The sequence below is a fragment of the Paenibacillus sp. FW126-R14 genome (assembly GCF_058789495.1).
Genome location: NZ_JBYTBS010000028.1, coordinates 71,112 through 89,464, shown reverse-complemented (window position 1 = coordinate 89,464; position 18,353 = coordinate 71,112). Strand labels below are relative to the sequence as shown.

Annotated in this window: 9 protein-coding genes and 6 tRNA genes; 13 read left to right on the top strand and 2 right to left on the bottom strand. The window is 47.2% G+C overall.

Going from position 1 to position 18,353, the window contains the following annotated elements; genetic code table 11:
- Position 1 precedes the first annotated feature (1 nt).
- The 13 genes from AC3WRW_RS18465 to glmS all read left to right on the top strand — a co-directional run bounded on the left by AC3WRW_RS18465 (position 2) and on the right by glmS (position 11,105).
- Positions 2–77, top strand: a tRNA-Lys gene (locus tag AC3WRW_RS18465).
- Positions 78–96: 19 nt separating this feature from the next.
- Positions 97–176 (top strand) — tRNA-Leu (locus tag AC3WRW_RS18460).
- 38 nt (positions 177–214) lie between these two features.
- A tRNA-Gly gene (locus AC3WRW_RS18455) sits at positions 215–289 on the top strand.
- A gap of 8 nt (positions 290–297) precedes the next feature.
- Positions 298–374: transfer RNA gene (locus AC3WRW_RS18450), tRNA-Arg, on the top strand.
- 23 nt (positions 375–397) lie between these two features.
- A tRNA-Pro gene (locus tag AC3WRW_RS18445) sits at positions 398–471 on the top strand.
- A 7-nt stretch (positions 472–478) separates the two neighbouring features.
- Positions 479–549 (top strand) — tRNA-Gly (locus tag AC3WRW_RS18440).
- Between the two features lie 253 nt (positions 550–802).
- Positions 803–3,589: a phosphoenolpyruvate carboxylase gene (gene ppc / locus AC3WRW_RS18435; RefSeq protein WP_492547765.1), complete on the top strand. Its 2,787-nt coding sequence runs from the start codon at positions 803–805 to the stop codon at positions 3,587–3,589.
- Positions 3,590–3,831: 242 nt separating this feature from the next.
- A complete protein-coding gene (gene sigW, locus AC3WRW_RS18430; protein ID WP_492547764.1) occupies positions 3,832–4,428 on the top strand; it encodes an RNA polymerase sigma factor SigW in 597 nt (198 codons plus the stop codon).
- Between the two features lie 69 nt (positions 4,429–4,497).
- Positions 4,498–5,103 carry a zf-HC2 domain-containing protein gene (locus tag AC3WRW_RS18425; RefSeq protein ID WP_492547763.1) on the top strand — a complete coding sequence of 202 codons (606 nt, stop codon included), beginning with the start codon at positions 4,498–4,500 and terminating at the stop codon, positions 5,101–5,103.
- Positions 5,104–5,280: 177 nt separating this feature from the next.
- Complete coding sequence (gene cdaA / locus AC3WRW_RS18420; RefSeq protein WP_171684584.1) at positions 5,281–6,096, top strand: diadenylate cyclase CdaA; 816 nt, start codon at positions 5,281–5,283, stop codon at positions 6,094–6,096.
- Positions 6,089–7,384, top strand: a complete 1,296-nt coding sequence (locus tag AC3WRW_RS18415) for a CdaR family protein (RefSeq protein ID WP_492547762.1) — start codon at positions 6,089–6,091, stop codon at positions 7,382–7,384. Before cdaA ends, AC3WRW_RS18415 begins: the two co-directional genes overlap by 8 nt.
- 29 nt (positions 7,385–7,413) lie before the next feature.
- Positions 7,414–8,754: a phosphoglucosamine mutase gene (glmM, locus tag AC3WRW_RS18410; protein ID WP_492547761.1), complete on the top strand. Its 1,341-nt coding sequence runs from the start codon at positions 7,414–7,416 to the stop codon at positions 8,752–8,754.
- A gap of 521 nt (positions 8,755–9,275) precedes the next feature.
- Positions 9,276–11,105, top strand: a complete 1,830-nt coding sequence (gene glmS / locus AC3WRW_RS18405; protein WP_492547760.1) for a glutamine--fructose-6-phosphate transaminase (isomerizing) — start codon at positions 9,276–9,278, stop codon at positions 11,103–11,105.
- Between the two features lie 199 nt (positions 11,106–11,304).
- On the opposite strand, the gene AC3WRW_RS18400 is transcribed toward glmS, so the two are convergent.
- Together AC3WRW_RS18400 and AC3WRW_RS18395 are read right to left on the bottom strand one after the other, a co-directional pair.
- Positions 11,305–13,524: an S-layer homology domain-containing protein gene (locus AC3WRW_RS18400; protein WP_492547759.1), complete on the bottom strand. Its 2,220-nt coding sequence runs from the start codon at positions 13,522–13,524 to the stop codon at positions 11,305–11,307.
- A gap of 350 nt (positions 13,525–13,874) precedes the next feature.
- Positions 13,875–18,281: a helix-turn-helix transcriptional regulator gene (locus AC3WRW_RS18395; RefSeq protein WP_492547758.1), complete on the bottom strand. Its 4,407-nt coding sequence runs from the start codon at positions 18,279–18,281 to the stop codon at positions 13,875–13,877.
- Positions 18,282–18,353: the final 72 nt, after the last annotated feature.

Here is an 18,353-nt window from a genome sequence, read left to right as displayed (position 1 = left end):
TGAGTCATTAGCTCAGTTGGTAGAGCACCTGACTTTTAATCAGGGTGTCGTAGGTTCGAATCCTACATGACTCACCATTTGCCTTATTTAACAGATGCGCGTATGGCGGAATTGGCAGACGCACTAGACTTAGGATCTAGCGGGCGACCGTGGGGGTTCAAGTCCCTCTACGCGCATTAAATCCTCAGTAGTATTCATACTTCTGAGGTACCCTGCGGAAGTGGCTCAGCGGTAGAGCATCGCCTTGCCAAGGCGAGGGTCGCGGGTTCGATCCCCGTCTTCCGCTCCAAATTTTAAGCGCCCTTAGCTCAGCTGGATAGAGTATTTGACTACGAATCAAAAGGTCGGGAGTTCGAATCTCTCAGGGCGCGCCATCTTATATAAGTTATCATCGTATCGGGACGTAGCTCAGCTTGGTAGAGCACCTGCTTTGGGAGCAGGGGGTCGCATGTTCAAATCGTGTCGTCCCGATATACGCGCGGGTGTAGTTCAATGGTAGAACTTCAGCCTTCCAAGCTGGTAGCGTGGGTTCGATTCCCATCACCCGCTTTAAACAAAAGAGATCACCTCAGGGTGGTCTTTTTTGTTTGCTCGGGAGGGAAGAGAAGACCATCGCTGAGAAAGAACAAGTGTCCATTACCAGCATACATTAATTACCAGGCCTTCCGAGAGTCTTTTTTTATTTTAAGTACTATATGCAATGGGCGGATTGTGGTAAAATATTCTGAAGAGTTTTTCTAGCGTCTAGCTTTTATAGAGAGAAGCATTAATGCAACATAGTGAATAGATGAGGTGGAGAGTTATGTTAGAGAATGTAATCGGCCTACAAAAGCAAGGAACGAATAATCTGCTGCGCAGGGACGTACGCTTCTTGGGCCACATCCTAGGCGAAGTTCTAGTGCATCAGGGCGGTAAAGATCTACTTGATGTTGTTGAGAAAATTCGTGAGATGAGTAAGTCTTTAAGAGCACACTATGTAATCGAAATCTATGATGAATTTAAGAAAACGATCTCTTCGCTAGATCCGGAAATTCGTCATCAAGTGATCCGGGCTTTCGCTATTTACTTCCAGTTAGTTAATATTGCCGAGCAGAATCATCGGATTCGCCGTAAAAGAGATTACGAGCGTTCGTCCGGTGAATCGGTACAACCTGGTTCGATTGAAAGCATCGTACAGGAATTGAAAAACAATCATGTCCCTTTTGAAGAAGTGCAAGAAATTCTTAAGGCGATTTCCTTGGAGCTCGTGATGACCGCACATCCGACGGAAGCTATGCGCAGAGCGGTTCTTGATATTAATCTGCGTATCTCTGAAGATATGATGAAGCTGGATAATCCGATGCTGACTTCTCGTGAGCGTGAACAACTGCGCGAGAAACTGCTTGGAGAGGTTCTGAATCTGTGGCAGACGGACGAGCTGCGTGATCGCAAACCGACGGTAATCGATGAGGTTCGCAATGGATTGTACTATTTTGACGAAACATTGTTCGATGTATTGCCGGAGATTTATCATGAGCTGGAACGCTGCTTAAATAAATATTATCCGCAGGATACTTGGCATGTGCCGTCTTTCTTGAAATTCGGATCATGGATCGGCGGAGACCGGGATGGCAACCCTTCAGTTAAAGCCAATGTAACATGGGAGACATTAGGGCTGCACCGTCAGTTGGCTCTGCAGAAGTATGAAGAAGTTCTGAAGGATACCTTAGAGCACATGAGCTTCAGCAAAAACATTGTGACTGTCAGCGATGCTTTATTGGACTCCATCCAGAGCGATCGCGAAGTGCTTGGCAATGTGCAAGACGTTTGGCGCAATGAGAAAGAGCCGTACCGTATCAAAACAACCTATATGATCGAAAAGGTTCACAATACAGGCAATCCTAACGTGCCGACGAGCCAGAAATATAACAGCCCAGAAGAATTTATTCATGATTTGCAAATTATCGATGCCAGTTTGAGATCGCATTTTGCAGATTATGTTGCAGACAAATATATTAAAAAGCTGATCCGTCAAGTCGAACTGTTCGGCTTCCACTTAGCTGCTCTGGATATCCGTCAGCACAGTAAAGAGCATGAATCAGCCATGACGGAAATTTTGGCGAAAATGGGCATTACCAGCGATTACAGCAAGCTGTCTGAAGAGGAGAAAATATCTCTTCTAACTGATGTGCTGAATGATCCAAGACCAATCACTTCAACGTATCTGGATTACTCGGAAGGCACGAAGGAATGCCTGGACGTTTATCGTACAGTAGGCGAAGCGCAAAAGGAATTTGGCCGCAACTGTATCAACAGCTACCTTATTAGTATGACGCAAGGGGCTAGCGATCTGTTGGAGGTTGTTGTTTTTGCGAAAGAAGCAGGCTTATACCGCAAGGAGAGCGATGGCTCTGTGACGAGCACGCTTCAATCGGTTCCTCTTTTTGAAACGATTGACGACTTGCACGCGGCGCCTGGCATTATGAGCACGTTGTTAGCTATTCCTGCTTACCGTGCCAGCCTTGATCCGGTTACACAATTGCATGAAATCATGCTCGGTTACTCGGATAGCAACAAAGACGGCGGCGTGATCACAGCGAACTGGGAGCTTCGCATGGCGCTTCAGGACATTACGGAAGCTGCGAAAAAATTTGGCGTGAAGCTGAAGTTTTTCCACGGCCGCGGCGGTGCGTTGGGACGTGGCGGAATGCCGCTCAACCGCAGTATCCTAGCGCAGCCGGTTGAAACGCTTGGCGGAGGCATTAAGATTACGGAGCAAGGCGAGGTATTGTCCTCCCGCTATTCCTTGCAAGGAATTGCCTACCGGAGCTTAGAGCAAGCTACATTTGCGCTGATTACAGCTTCCAAGCTGTCACGTTCACCGCAAAGACTTTCCCAAGAAGACAAATGGGAGACCATTATGCGCGGTATTTCGGAGCAAGCGCAGACGAAGTATCAGGATCTTATTTTCAGAGACGAGGATTTCTTAACGTTCTTCAGAGAATCCACACCGCTTCCTGAAATCGGCGAGCTGAACATCGGTTCACGCCCATCCAAGCGTAAAAATAGCGACAGATTCGAAGATTTGCGTGCGATCCCATGGGTATTCTCTTGGACGCAAACGCGTTATCTGCTTCCTGCATGGTACGCGGCAGGTACAGGTTTGCAAAGCTTTTATCAAGGGAAAGCAGCTAATCTGGACATTTTGAAAGAAATGTATGAAGATTGGTCATTCTTCCGTACGATGATTGATAATTTGCAAATGGCGCTAGCCAAAGCAGATCTGCAAATTGCTAAGGAATACGGGAACCTGGTGAAGGAATCAGTGATTGCAGAGCGTATTTTCAACCTCATTAGGGAAGAATATGAATTAACTTCATCGATTATTTTGCAAATAACAGGGCAGCAGGAGATTTTGGATAATGTTCCTGTTATTCAAGAGTCTATCCGTCTTCGCAACCCGTATGTTGATCCGCTAAGCTACATGCAGGTTGAACTGCTTACAGAGCTTCGCGCACTGCGTGATAACAATGAAGATGATGCGATTCTGCTGCGTGAAGTGCTGCTCACGATCAACGGAATTGCAGCCGGACTGAGAAATACGGGCTGATATTCTAATAAACATATTGAGAAAGTCGGGGGCCTCGTATATCGAGTGCTGCCCGACTTTTTCTGTTCATAGACAATTTGCCCTTCAACATATTTTCATTATTGAGGAGCCTGTAAATAGGTTACAATGGGTAAGGATAGGATTGATTTGGTTGGTATCGATATTTCTGAAAACAAAACGCAATTTTCTGCGTATGTATTTAGAAGAGAGACGAATTGCCTAAGAAGCCGGAGGAAATCGAATTGAATTTTGTTGAAGCACGACTGGCTAAACTAGCCAGGAATGGGGATCGGAATGCTTTTGCAGAGCTTGTAGAGCTCTATAAGGATAAGATCTTTCACTTGGCTTACCGCATGCTGAATAACAAACAAGAAGCCGAGGATGCGGTGCAGGAGACGTTTCTGCGGGTATATACGAATTTGCACCGGTATGATGAGAATCAGAAGTTCTCCACTTGGATTTTTCGAATTGGCACGAATCTGTGTATCGATAAGCTTCGCAGAAGGAAGAATACGTATTCTTTAGACGCGGAAATGCCGGACGGGGAAGGCAATGACTTCTATACGATGCTGCCTAGTCAGGATGACACGCCTGAAAAGCAGATTATTGTATCAGAGACGCAGGAACAGATTCGAAGAGCCATTGAGACGTTGCCGGAGAAATATAAATCAATCGTCATTTTGCGTTATCTGCAGGATATGTCTCTCCAGGAGATTTCCGAGGTGCTGGACATGCCTGTAACGACAATCAAAACGCGGGTTCATCGAGGGCGAGAATACTTGCGTAAAAGCATAGAGCAGGAGGAGAAAAATGCCAGCACAAATCCTGTTCCTCGTTGAAACATATTCGAATTCCAAACGTATGGTATACCACAACATGCAAAAGTCTAAGAAAGGGGTGGCTGCCCGGTGAATTGCAAAGAAGCCCTCCCGCTCATACATGAATATCTAGACGGTGATCTGCAAGGATCGGACTCTCGGCTGTTGAAGGAACATCTGATTGCTTGTCAGACCTGTCATGCTTTATTCAAACAATTAGAGAAAACAGAAGCGCTTGTTAGAATGCTCCCTCCTGTGAAAGCATCTGATACGCTGACAGCACAGATTATGAGCGGACTGCCTCCAATGAAGCAAAGAAATAGCTGGATGGACTTTATTCGCAGGCATCCTGCCGCATCGGTAGCGGTTGTTTTTGGTGTTGTCATGTTCGGCAGCTTCATGGCCATGTGGAATGACGACACGAGCTTGATGGTGAAGGGAAGCAATCTTCAGGATGTGATTATCCAAGGGGATACGGTTATCGTTCCGCAGGGCCATACTGTACAAGGCGATCTCGTTGTCCAACGGGGTACGCTCAAGGTGGAAGGCGATGTAACGGGCAACTTGACTGTGATTGACGGCACGCTTAATTTGGCATCTACCGCGCATATTTCGGGGCAAGTTACACAGGTGAATGAAGCTCTAGGTTGGGTTTGGTACAAAATAAACGAATTCGTAGGGATGCTATCGCATTAGCCCGCAACGTCTTCCGTTGGCTTTGAGCCTAGGGGGACGTTTTTTTTGAGTACATTGAACCAAATCAACTGGGAAACACTCTGATAAAGAGAGAAAAATAGAAGTATATCTAGGATTATGTTATGATTCTAGGTATAGAGAGATCACTGTGTTCAGTCGCCTGGGGGAGAATAATAAATGGACTTACTCACGAGCATCTCGGCTAAGGATATCGTAGATATTCTGATCGTTAGCTATGTGATTTATAAACTGATCCTGTTGGTGCGTGGGACAAGAGCCATTCAGCTCATGAAAGGTATTCTTGTTGTCGTCATAACATGGGTGTTTAGTATTTGGTTTAAACTCAGTACGCTGCAGTGGATGATGAATCAAACTTTCACGTTTGGGGTTTTGGGCGTTATTATTATTTTTCAACCGGAGCTCAGACGAGCCTTGGAGCAATTAGGCCGCGGTAAGCTGTTTAGCCGCTCCTCAAGCGAAGAAGATCAGGATGTCAACAAACGCATCAGTGAAGTGATCCGGGCTGCGAATTATTTAGCCAAACGAAAGATAGGAGCTCTGATTGTTTTTGAGAAAGAGACCGGCCTGACAGATTATGTGGAGTCGGGCATTGCCATAGAGAGTAAGATCAGTGCGGAGCTGATGATCAATATATTCATTCCTAATACACCGCTGCACGATGGAGCTGTTATTATCCGTCAAGGGCAGCTTATGGCCGCCGGTTGTTATTTGCCCTTGTCGGAGAATCCCTTCATCTCCAAGGAGCTTGGCACGCGGCATCGCGCCGCGATTGGCATGAGCGAGGTTTCCGATGCCATGTGTATTATTGTTTCCGAGGAAACCGGCCAGATCTCTTTGACAATGAACGGTCATATTGTGCGGGATATTAAAGAAGAATCCTTGATCGCCAAATTGTTCGAAGAGCTTAAGCCGAAAGCAAAGACAAATGAGAAGAACCCTTTCTTGAAATGGAGGGGCCGTTCGAATGGATAAATGGTTGCGTAATACGAATGTTGTGCGCATTGTGGCGCTTGTCATTAGTATTTTGCTGTGGGTAGTTGTGCACTTGGAAGAGACGAATATATCCGGAAGCTCACCTCTCAGACAGCGGGAAGAAACGATTAATAATGTGGCCATTACGACGAAATACGATGAAACGCATTATCACATCTCGTCGATGGCTCCATCGAATGTTCAGGTTATCCTGAGCGGCAAGGAATCTTCGGTCAAAAAGGTAACAACCAGCAACACGTATCAGATTGAACTTGATTTGACCCAAGTAGGCAAAGGAGATCATCAGCTTACTTTAAAACCGGTTGGCTTTCCATCCGACGTTGATGTTCAAATAGTCCCAAGAACGGTTCACGTCATCATAGAAGAGCTGCAGATGAAAGAAGTGCCTGTCGTGATCAATGTCAAAGGCACCCCTTCAGCAGGGCTAAAAGCCGGTCAGCCGATCGTAAAGCCTAATAAGGTTTATATTACCGCCCAGACGAGCAAGCTTGATCAGATCGAGAATGTGCGCGGCGAGGTATCCGTCGATAAGGCCCAGTCTGCCGTCACGAAGCAAGTTAAGCTGCAAGCATTCGATAAAGACGGTAAAGAAGTGACGGTGAATATGAATCCGCCAGTGGTCGATGTCGAGGTTCCGATTACAAGTCCGTTCCAAACGATACCGCTGCAATTGAAAATTAGCGGGGAGCCGCCGAAAGGCTATGCGATATCCATGGTTACGCAAACTCCGGACAAAGTTACCGTGTACGGGACTCAGGACGTTGTCGACCGGCTGGAGTTCTATCAAGGGCCGCAGCTGAACGTTCAAGATGTGAAGGAAACGAAAGAATATTCACTGGACATTCCTTTGAGGAATAAAGTAACACAACTGGATCCTGCGAAAGTTACGGTGAAGGTGGAGATCGTTCCGTCCATCACCAGAACTTTGGAAAATGTCCCAATCACCATTATCGGTGGCAATGAAAACTATGTGACGAAGGTAACTACGCCCGAGTCGGCTCAGCTGAACATACAGGTTGAGGGGGCGCCTGCCATCATTGAACAAATGAAGGTACAGGACGTTCAGGCTATTCTGGATATAAGCAATTTGCCGCCAGGGAAGCATGAGCTGAAGGTCGCCTTGAACCTTCCAACGTATGTGAAGCTAGGATCGCAGCAAGACGTGAAGGCGACTGTAGAAATCAGCGAGAAAGCGCCGGCTAATCCAACAGCAAATCCAACAACGAATCCAACAGCAAATTCAACAACTAAAGCAACAAATCCATAATGGGAAGAGAAAAAGAGGAGAATAGAGACATGGGGAAATATTTCGGTACGGATGGTGTACGCGGCGTCGCTAATGGCGAACTGACACCAGAATTAGCTTATAAGGTTGGCCGCTGCGGCGGTTATGTTTTAACGAGACAGGCCAAGCATCCGAAGGTCGTAATCGGGAGAGATACGCGCATATCGGGACCTATGCTGGAAGCATCCCTTGTAGCAGGTTTATTGTCAATTGGCGTGGAGGTAATTCGCATCGGTGTTGTTAGTACACCTGCGGTGGCTTATTTAACGAAGAAGCTCGGAGCGGATGCGGGCGTTATGATTTCCGCTTCCCATAATCCGGTTGAGGATAATGGCATCAAGTTTTTTGGCGGCGACGGCTTCAAGCTGCTTGACGAGACGGAGCTTGAAATTGAACAGCTGCTAGACGCTGCTGTCGACGAGCTGCCTCGCCCGGTTGGCGGCGAGATCGGCACGGTTTCAGACAGCCCGGACGCGAAGCTTGACTATCTGGCGTTCTTGAAAGAGACGGTTTCCGAGTCTTTCGCCGGATACAAGGTAGTGCTCGACTGCGCGAATGGGTCGGCTTACGAGCTGGCGCCTATGATTTTCCGCGAGCTGGGAGCGGAAGTGATCACCATCGGCGCGGAGCCGAATGGACGCAATATCAACGATGATTGCGGCTCCACGCACCCTGAGAAGCTTCGCGCAGAAGTGGTGAGACATGGCGCAGCCATCGGGCTTGCTTTTGACGGCGACGCGGATCGTTTGATCGCGATCGATGAAAAAGGCGAGGAAGTCGACGGCGACTTCATCCTGAGCATTTTGGGCGATGCGCTGAACCGCGCAGGAAAGCTGAACCACGGCACGATTGTGACGACGGTGATGGCGAATATCGGCTTTTTCAAAGGGATTGAAAAAGCGGGTCTTAAGGCGCTGCAAACCGCGGTAGGCGACCGCTACGTGATGGAAGAGATGCGCAAAGGCGGCTATAACCTAGGCGGGGAGCAGTCGGGTCATGTCATTTTCCTTGATTACATCTCAACCGGAGATGGCATTCTCACTGCGCTGCAGTTGGTGAACACCGTCGTAGCATCGGGACGTAAACTGAGTGAGCTTAAAGAAATTATGCGTAAGTTCCCGCAGCTGCTCGTGAATGTACGCGTAGCGGACAAGAGCAAGCTGAAGGATAATGCGGTCATCGAAGAAGCGATTCGCAAAGTGGTGGATGAGCTTGGAGATAACGGCCGCGTGCTGGTGCGTCCTTCGGGCACGGAATCCTTGATTCGCGTCATGGCTGAAGGGCCGGACAAGGAACAAGTTGAAGCCTATGTGCATGATATTGCGAAGGTCATTCAAGAGCAGTTGGTATAGAGGCTAGAGGCCGTTTTATGGGTTCCCTGAAAGTAAGGGGGGTTCTCTAAGGAGGCTCCTTACTTTTTGGGGATCATCGATGTGTCCCATTCGTGTTTTTTCGCGCTATTTTGCGCTTTTTTTGGGCGAATATGGGGATTTTGATAGAAAAAATTAGTTGCACGATGACTGAAAAATGAATATGATGTATTTACTCAAGAAGGAAAGGCAGGGTAGAGGTTGTTCATATACAAATAGCGCCAGAACTCGCAGGCGGAACGGGAATGTAGTAAGAGCTGCTACTACGCAGGTGAGTTGACGAGGTGAAGGTGTTCGAAACATTCGGCGGGGACCTTCCGGCAAGAGGATTGCCGTTAAGTTGGAGAGCAAAAACGCTTGGGCGACCGGGCTGACAAGTATCCAACATCTTTTATTTTTCATGCGAACTTATCGGTTTACGATTATATATTGTTTTTTTGTTATGGATCTTTGAAAAATAGCCCTTGTTGAAGAGGCTCATAAAACTATGGAGGTACTACACTATGTGCGGAATCGTTGGTTATATTGGAAAGCGTAATTCTCAGGAAATTTTGCTGGATGGGTTGAAAAAGCTCGAATATCGGGGCTATGACTCTGCAGGTTTAGCTGTGTATACGGCGAAGGGTCTGGAAATTAAGAAGGCAAAGGGCCGCATTGCAAATCTTGAATCCAAGCTGGAAGAGACTCCTCTGAACGGCAGCGTTGGAATCGGGCATACCCGTTGGGCGACACACGGCAAACCGTCGGATGTCAATTCGCACCCGCATACGGATAATTCGCTGAAGTTCTCCGTTGTGCATAACGGAATCATCGAGAATTACATTACCCTGAAAGAAGAGCTTACGGCGAAAGGCCATCAGTTTGTCTCCGAAACAGACACGGAAGTGATTTCTCACCTGATCGCTGACTTATACGAAGGCGATATCCTCAAAGCCGTTCAAAAAGCCGTTAAACAAATGACAGGCGCTTTCGCGCTTGGCGTATTGACGGAGTATGAACCGGATCGCCTTGTTGCGGTACGTCAGGCAAGTCCTTTGATTATCGGTATCGGCGAAGGCGAGAACTTCATTGGTTCGGATATCCCGGCAATTCTCGAATATACGCGGAATGTGTTTATCCTAAATGATGGCGAAATGGCGCTGTTGACGCGTGATGGTGTCGAATTAATGACTTTGGAAGGGAATTTTATTTCCAGGGAAATGTTTCATGTCGATTGGGACATTGTTACGGCCGAAAAAGCCGGATTTGATCACTTTATGCTGAAAGAAATCTATGATCAACCGAAAGCTTACCGCGATACGATGGGCAGCCGTATTTCACCGGATGGACGTCAGGTCGTACTGAACGAGCTGAGCATCACAGCTGAAGCGATTCGCAATATCAGCCGTGTGCATATTGTTGCTTGCGGTACGGCGTATCATGCAGGTATGGTTGGGAAATACGTGATTGAGAAAATGGCGCGTATTCCGGTTGAAACGGATGTTGCTTCCGAATACCGTTATCGTTCCCCGATTATCACGAAAGATACGCTTGTCATTGTGGTTAGCCAATCCGGTGAAACCGCAGATACGCTGGCTGCTCTTCGTGAAGCGCAGCGTTGCGGCGCGCACGTTCTGGCGATTACGAACGTAGTCGGAAGTTCCGTCGCTCGCGAAGCGAATGATATTATTACAACTTGGGCAGGGCCAGAGATTGCCGTAGCTTCGACAAAAGCTTACACGTCCCAGTTGATTGCGTTCTATTTGCTCGGTATTCATTTGGCTCAAACACTCGGCACGCAAACGGAAGCGGAAATCGCCGAGATGATTACAGCATTGAAAGAGCTGCCTGCGCAAGTAGAAGAGATTCTGGCTCAAGCAGAAGATCTCAAAGCTGTAGCGGAAGAGATGGCTAAGCATGACAACCTCTTCTTCATCGGTAGAGGCTTGGATTATGCCGTGGCCTTGGAAGGCTCGCTGAAGCTGAAAGAGATCTCCTACATTCACTCTGAAGCTTATGCGGCAGGTGAGTTGAAGCACGGTACGCTGGCGTTGATCGAGGATGGTATTCCTGTAATTGCGCTCGGAACTCAGCATGAGCTGCTTGAGAAAACGGTGAGCAATATTAAAGAAGTTAAAGCGCGCGGCGCGAATGTGCTGGGTATTGCCGTTGAAGGCGAGAAAGAGCTTCAGAAGTCTGTAGACAGTACGTTCGTGATTCCGAAGACGCTGGATGTTTTATCGCCTGCACTGTCGGTTATTCCGCTGCAGTTGCTTTCTTACTATGCGTCCTTGGCGCGTGGGAATGATGTTGATAAGCCGCGGAACTTGGCGAAGAGTGTGACGGTGGAGTAGGTTGGGGTTAAAAAAGTGGGAAAAAGGCTCATCCTTATCGGGATGAGCCTTTTATATTTAAATAGTCATTCTAGGGGCCTACAAAGCGCTAAATAACCACCATAACTTTTTTATTACAAATAAAAGCCGCTACCCCCAAAAGGGCAGCGGCTTGAACTCGTTTATACGTTTTGCTTATAACAGTGTGAATGTTGCCGTCTTAGGGCTTGGATGGCACAGGTTCTGTATATTTCGTCGTTTTAACAACAGAAGTGGATTTGCCGTAGCTATTTACCGCTCTGAACACGAATGAGTTATCACCCTCAGAAAGTGTAACGGTTTTCGAGAAATTTTTACGATAATCCAAACTGACCTCCTGATCATTGATATATAATTTTACATTACTGTCATTGTCTCTAATATTACCTTGCAGGGACAGAGTTTTCTGATTCGTTACTTCCGGCATGTTGGTAAAGGTGATTTGAGGCGCCGAAATTAGGAAGGTGATGGTTTTCTCAACAGTTGTGGACTTTCCTAATTTGTTCGTCGCCACGATGGTAAATTTGTTCTCGCCTTCCACCAAGCTGACCGTTTTATCGAAGCTGCCGTAGTAGGCTCCGACATCTTTTCCGTTAATGGTTACAATAGGATTGCTATCATTTTTGTCGGACACTGTGCCTCTGATGGTGGCGGAATTGATATCCGAGCTCGCTGGAGCTTGAGTGATGTTAAGTATGGGTGCCTCGGCTCCGAAGGTGATGGTTTTCACTACCGTTGTGGACTTCCCTAATTTGTTCGTCGCCACGATGGTGAATTTGTTCTCGCCTTCCACCAAGCTGACCGTTTTATCGAAGCTGCCGTAGTAGGCTCCGACATCTTTTCCGTTAATGGTTACAATAGGATTGCTATCATTAGCGTCGGACACGGTGCCTCTGATGGTGGCGGAATTGATATCCGAACTCGCTGGAGCTTGAGTGATGTTGAGTATGGGTGCCCCGGCTCCGAAGGTAATGGTTTTCTCTATTGTTGTGGACTTCCCTAATTTGTTCGTCGCCACGATGGTGAATTTGTTCTCGCCTTCGACCAAGCTGACCGTTTTATCGAAGCTGCCGTAGTAGGCTCCGACATCTTTTCCGTTAATGGTTACAATAGGATTGCTATCATTAGTGTCGGATACGGTGCCTCTGATGGTGGCGGAATTGATATCCGAACTCGCTGGAGCTTGAGTGATGTTGAGTGTGGGTACCCCGGCTCCGAAGGTAATGGTTTTCTCTACCGTTGTAGACTTCCCTAATTTGTTCGTCGCCACGATGGTGAATTTGTTCTCGCCTTCCACCAAGCTGACCGTTTTATCGAAACTGCCGTAGTAGGCTCCGACATCTTTTCCGTTAATGGTTACAGTAGGATTGCTATCATTTTTGTCGGACACGGTGCCTTTGATGGTGGCGGAATTGATATCCGAGCTCGCTGGAGCTTGAGTGACGTTTAGAACAGGGCCTAGAATCTGGTATTTAGCTGTTTTCTCCAGCATCTTCCTCTTTGCGCCTTTTACTGCCTCAATCCTAAATGTCTTCGTTCCTTCTTCTTCGAATGAATACAGCACCATACCCCCGATGGATCCATTCCCCATTTTGTCCATCCTTAAGGCTTCACCGTCTACTGTTATCTTCGTTCCTTCTTCCGCTTTAATGGAAAGGGTCACTTCGCTAGGGTCTTGGCCAGTGATGATTGAAGCGGATACATCCAATTCCTCCGATGCTGACGATACGGCTTGTTTCGTAGCTCTATTTAACAACACAACACTTTCGGCGCGAGTAATCCCTTTTGTAGGTCTGAATGTACCATCTTCATAGCCATTGATCAGTCCACGTTCAGCCGCAATACTCACATATTTTAATAGTCCGGGTGAAATGTTATAAGCGTCGTTGAAAGCATGTTTTGCATAATTGGGATCGTTGACATCTTGATCGGAAAGGCCCATTATTCGGATTAGCGACACTGCAATATCCTCGCGAGTAGCCGCCTCTTCAGGGTGGAAGCTCATCTTACCGCCAAACGGATTGGCATAACCCGTAAGAAAATCCTTACTTACTTCAATATAAGGATTGGACCACTTATCCTGCGGAACATCTGCAAAAGTAGGTTCTTTAGGTGAAGTCAGCGCCGCGTGAAAGGTTAACACAAGCATTTTTGCAAATTGCTCTCTTGTAACCATTTCATCGGGAGCAAATTTGCCATCGCCAACGCCTGAAACGATTCCTTGCTGCGCAAAGTTTCTTATCGCTTCCTTCGCCCAATCGTAATTTTGTGTCAGATCCACAAACACAACGGTATTGTTGTCACCGATTATTTGACTGACATTTTCGGCATGAGCGGATGTGGAAATATTGAAGAATAGGAATAGGATAAGGAACAGGCTGCTTGCTTTTCTATTTAACACGTTATCATCTCCGTTATGTATTTAAGAAGCTTCGAATACTGCCCATCAAGCAAGATTTTTCATGCGAACGTGAACCCCTCTTAGTAGCGTTGCTGGTGGCAAAGGCCTCCTTTTTTTCGAAAGGTATTTTGCAGATCATAGTAGGTTCCTTCCTACCTCCTTCAGGACTAGAGAACTAGTAACATAGTACTTAGTATTTATTACTTTCATCTTTCAAGTTCGACATATAGTTGGGATTTCCTTCCACCAGCGGTTGCTTTGTTCCTAACAGTTCGATCATCCTTATTGCATTATCGCTAAGCGTTTTCCAACATTAAAAGTCGTGAACAAGTAAAAAACTGCTGAACATGTCACATGCCATGATCCAGCAGTTTCAGCTCCTTAGCCTGAGCTATTGCTTTTGTGCGCCGATTGACTTTTAATTTGGCAAAAATATTTTTTACATGAACCTTCACTGTTCCAACGGCGATGATCAGGTGATCGGCAATTTCCTTATTGGACAATCCTGCCGCCAATAAGGCAAGTACCTCCAGCTCACGGTCTGTAAGCGGTTCTTCGATCGCATTCGGCGATGGCTGATCTTCTTCGTCCAAACCCGGTTCCGTCAAAGATGGTTCGGCGGAGCTTTGCAGCACACACATCAAAATGCCATGCGACGCCATAGCGAGCAGAACAGCCATGCGATCTTCTCCAAAAACCCCGCTTGCCAGTTTATTTTCAAGATAAAGCACGCCGAGCATCGTGCCATGAACTGTGACAGGCAGGCAGAGAGCCGATTGCGGCCGGTGTTTGGCCATATACGGATTATGAATCAGCCAACTTTCTTCTCCTCCGCTATAATGGATATTCTCCCGGGTACGAAAGACGTATCGGATGATGCCTTCAGGCAAAAGGGAGCTGTCGGTCATTTCTGCAGGAGAGGAGACGGTTTGCGCCTCGGAATCCGCATACACCTGAATCGTAAGCGTGTCATGGCTGCCCGTCAGCAGAGCCCCTTTGCTTGCCCCGGCATGCTTCATGATCGTACGCATGATTTCTGCTAGCACCGTATCCATATCCACATGATTGGTCATGGCCTGTGTTGTTTTAAGGATCGCGGCGAGATCTACGCTGTCGATAGAAGGGCTCTCGCTCCGAAGAGCGGTGGCTCCAGTCGTCTGATCTGCATCAAATGGACCTGCCGATATCTGTGCGCTTTCATTGTTCAGTTCGGCATCCTCTTGCTGCTGCCAAAGCAGCATGCGTGCCTCCAGTTGTGCCGTTTTCACATGGACTTCCCATTGTTTATACCCCTGAACAGCCACTTGCAAGTAAAATAGTGCCGTTTTTTTCTTGGCATGACGCCAGTAGTAGTTGGCCGCGAGCTCGCCTGCTATACTGGTCACCTGCATTTCGCCTTGTTCTCTCGCTTCACGGATCGCTTTGTCATACATTTCCTCGGCCTTCAGCGATTCGCCGGAGACACGGGCCAATTCGGCTTCAAGGAGATAAAGCCTGGATCGATAATTCATCGGACTCCATTGAGCCCAGTTTCGAAAACGGCGAAGCCCTCGAACCAAGCTTTTTTGTTGTTTCGATCCGTTTGCTGCTTGCGAATATACGGCCGTCCTAGCCAGCAATTCGTAAAATAGGCTCTGCGGCAAATGAGGCAAATGAGTGGCGTAAGCCTCATATGGCTTCGCTTGTTCAGCCCAGCGGATGGCATCTTCATGTTTTCCTAGCAAATAGCAAAGCTGGGTTTTATACGTGTTGTATTGAAAGAGCGTAGTAGCAGAAGTTTCTTCTTGATAAATCCGGTTCAAAAAGGCTTCTTCTTCAAAGCCGGGACTGTCGAATGAGTCCGGCGCAGCCGTTTCGCCTTGAAGCGCGAGTATAAGTTGCTGATATAAATAAAAGTTTTGTTTTACAAATTCATCATTAGTCGTATCCAGCACGGCCATATAGTCTGCAATCGTTCTTGCTAATTCGCTTAATGATACTCGCGTATACAAGGAATTGATATGCGCGCCGATGGCATAGCTGGCAAACACATAATCTCCCGCATCCATACCGCAACGAAGCGCTTTAGCCAAATAAGCGTCCCCTTCGCGGGCATTTCCGGCAAATTGGCAAAGGACCCCGCCGAACATCGTATAGGTTTGGCTTTTAACGGTATTGATGTTGTACCGTTCGGAAATTTCCATTCCTACTTTGCCAATGGCGTAGCCCTTATCGAATTTGCCGAAGGCAATTGCTAAAAGCATGCCATAAGCGGAATAGATGGCTGCGGAAACGGGGGTGTTTCCAAATTTAAGCGAGAGTTGAATGGCCCTGCAGATGAGCAGAAAATAAACATTTTTATTCGTAAAGAAAGTGGAGGGAATAATCGCAAAAATCAGATTCATCGCAGATATCCGCTCTTTATCCGACATATCGTCCATATGGGCAAGTGCATCGTATTGGTTGCGTAGCAATATCTCAATCCGAATCCCTTCCATCATGAGCATGAACTTGCTTGGATGGGGAGAAATAATGACGTGATGCTCTTTTAAGCTTTCAAGGCCCAGAGCAGTACCTTCCAAATATTTTCCCTGGTTAATAAGCTGCATAATTCGGATCATTTGCACCCTGCTCCGCTCGACCGGATTGCGCGCGATACCGATCAAGAAACCGATTTCCCGATCGGACTTCATAGGGTTGCCGCATAAATATTCGCACTCCGCTTTTTGGGCGTGCAATTCAAAGCAAAGCTCGAACTCAGTATCCCAGTCATCCGAAGTGAGCAGCTGGGCCCCTTTTCCAAAATAACCCAAGGCAATATCGTAGGCCGAGGAAGCTTTGGCACGGTTCCCTGCATCGAGATTCATTTTGATGAGCTGGAGCAGCTGTTGTTTGTCCTTGATCTGGCTCGCGCCTTGATTCAGGTGATTAACAGCTTCAAATGAGATGCCTTCGTATTCGGCGTCATGCTCGCTCATGCATCTGCCAATTCGGATGTGAATGGTTTGTCTGGATTCAGCGTCCGTCTGGTTGTATATCAGCTTCTGTATGCTATCGTGCGTAAAACGGAATTTATCCGTTTCCAAAGGCAATATCAGGCCTTCACCTTCTATTGTGGACCATTCCGGCGCGATGTCCGCTATTTCTCGGTTCGCCACGCGGGCTATCAACTGCGAATGAAAGGTGCTCCCTATACATGCGGCAATTTTGAGCAAATCTTGGGCATCTTTGGACAAACGGTACAGTCTGTGAGCCATCAAATCGTTAATGGCGTAGCTGGGTTCCCGCTCGATCAATTGCCCCACATTCCACTGCCAGATTTGCTTCTCTTGGTTATAGAGCAAGACATGATCGTCATTCAGCCTAAGCAATATTTGTTTGAAATGAAACGGATTGCCGCCTGATTTGTGGTACAGCAGTTCCGTCAAGGACAGTGTGGAATTAGCGTCTTGGATATTCAATATTTCCATTACGACATGATTCATTTGTGTAAGGCTTAGAGGAGACAGGTGTAGGTGACGGACAACCGCTTGATCCGTAACGCTCCCATCCGTCTCGTACCCGGGCAGCGTGCTTCGGTCTGTTTCTGTATGCCGATACGCGCAAATAAACATGAAATATTGGCATTCCGGATCGCATAGCAGCGCATGAATGAGTTGAAGAGACGATGCATTGGCCCATTGCAAGTCATCGATAAACAGGACGAGGGGATGCTCTTTAGACGCCAGTGCTTGCACAAATTTGCGAAAAACATAAATAAACCGTTTTTTCGATTCATTGGCAGGAAGCTCTTCTACAGCAGGCGCAGCGCCTAACAGCAGTTCGGCTTCAGGAATAATCGCTGTAATGACAGGGGCGTTTGCACCCAAAGCTTCTTGCAGTTTGCGCTTCCGAAGTTCGGACTGGTCTTTTCGTTCCCCGAGCAAATGCCGCATTAATCCGCGAAAAGCTTGAATAATCGGATGATAGGGGCTCTCCATCGAGATTTGCTCAAATTTTCCGGTCATATAGAAAAAGTTTTGTGAATGCTGCAGTTTTCGAAACACTTCATCGATCAAGCTTGTCTTTCCGATACCGGCTTCGCCCGACACATAAACCATTTCGGTTGAACCGATGCAAGTGGAATAAAAGGCTTGTGTTAACACTGAAATTTCATGCTCCCGGCCATGAAAGCCCGGCTCCAGGATGAATGTATCGTGGGCGTGTCCGATTTTATCCAAATCAGCGATGAGAAAGTCGGCATTTTGGTAGCGGTTATCCGGATTTTTTTCCAAAAGCTTCATAACGATGGATGCTAGGCCGTCAGGCAAAGGTGTTCGTGAATTAGCTATTGGAGGAGGGCTTTGTGCCAGATGCATATACACCCATTCCAGCGGGTCTTCGGCAATAAAAGGAAGTCGGCCGGCCAGCATTTCATAAAAAATAACGCCTAAGGAATAAAGATCGCTGCGTTCGTCTACCGTCCGCATCATTCTGCCAGTATGCTCAGGCGAGCAATAAGGCAAACCGGCTTCGACAATGCCGTATCCGGGCAATCGGACATATCCCTTCTCCGAGCGATGCACAGCATAAGCTGAATCTCTCAAATAAGCCTCTGACCCATTTGCAAGTACGATGAACTGCTCTGGCTGCAAATCGAGATGAATAGTTTGCTGTTGATGAAGTTTTCGGACGCAACCCGCAATGGCTTTAGCAACTGTAAGAAAGACAGTCGGTTTCATGCTGGTTTGTGCATCCATGTATTCCCTAAGTGTTTGTGCGCTATCGTGCACTTTCATATTCGAACACCTCTAACATCGACTTACTAGGATTACCTCTTATTGTAATAGAAGTGCTGTTCATATTACAGA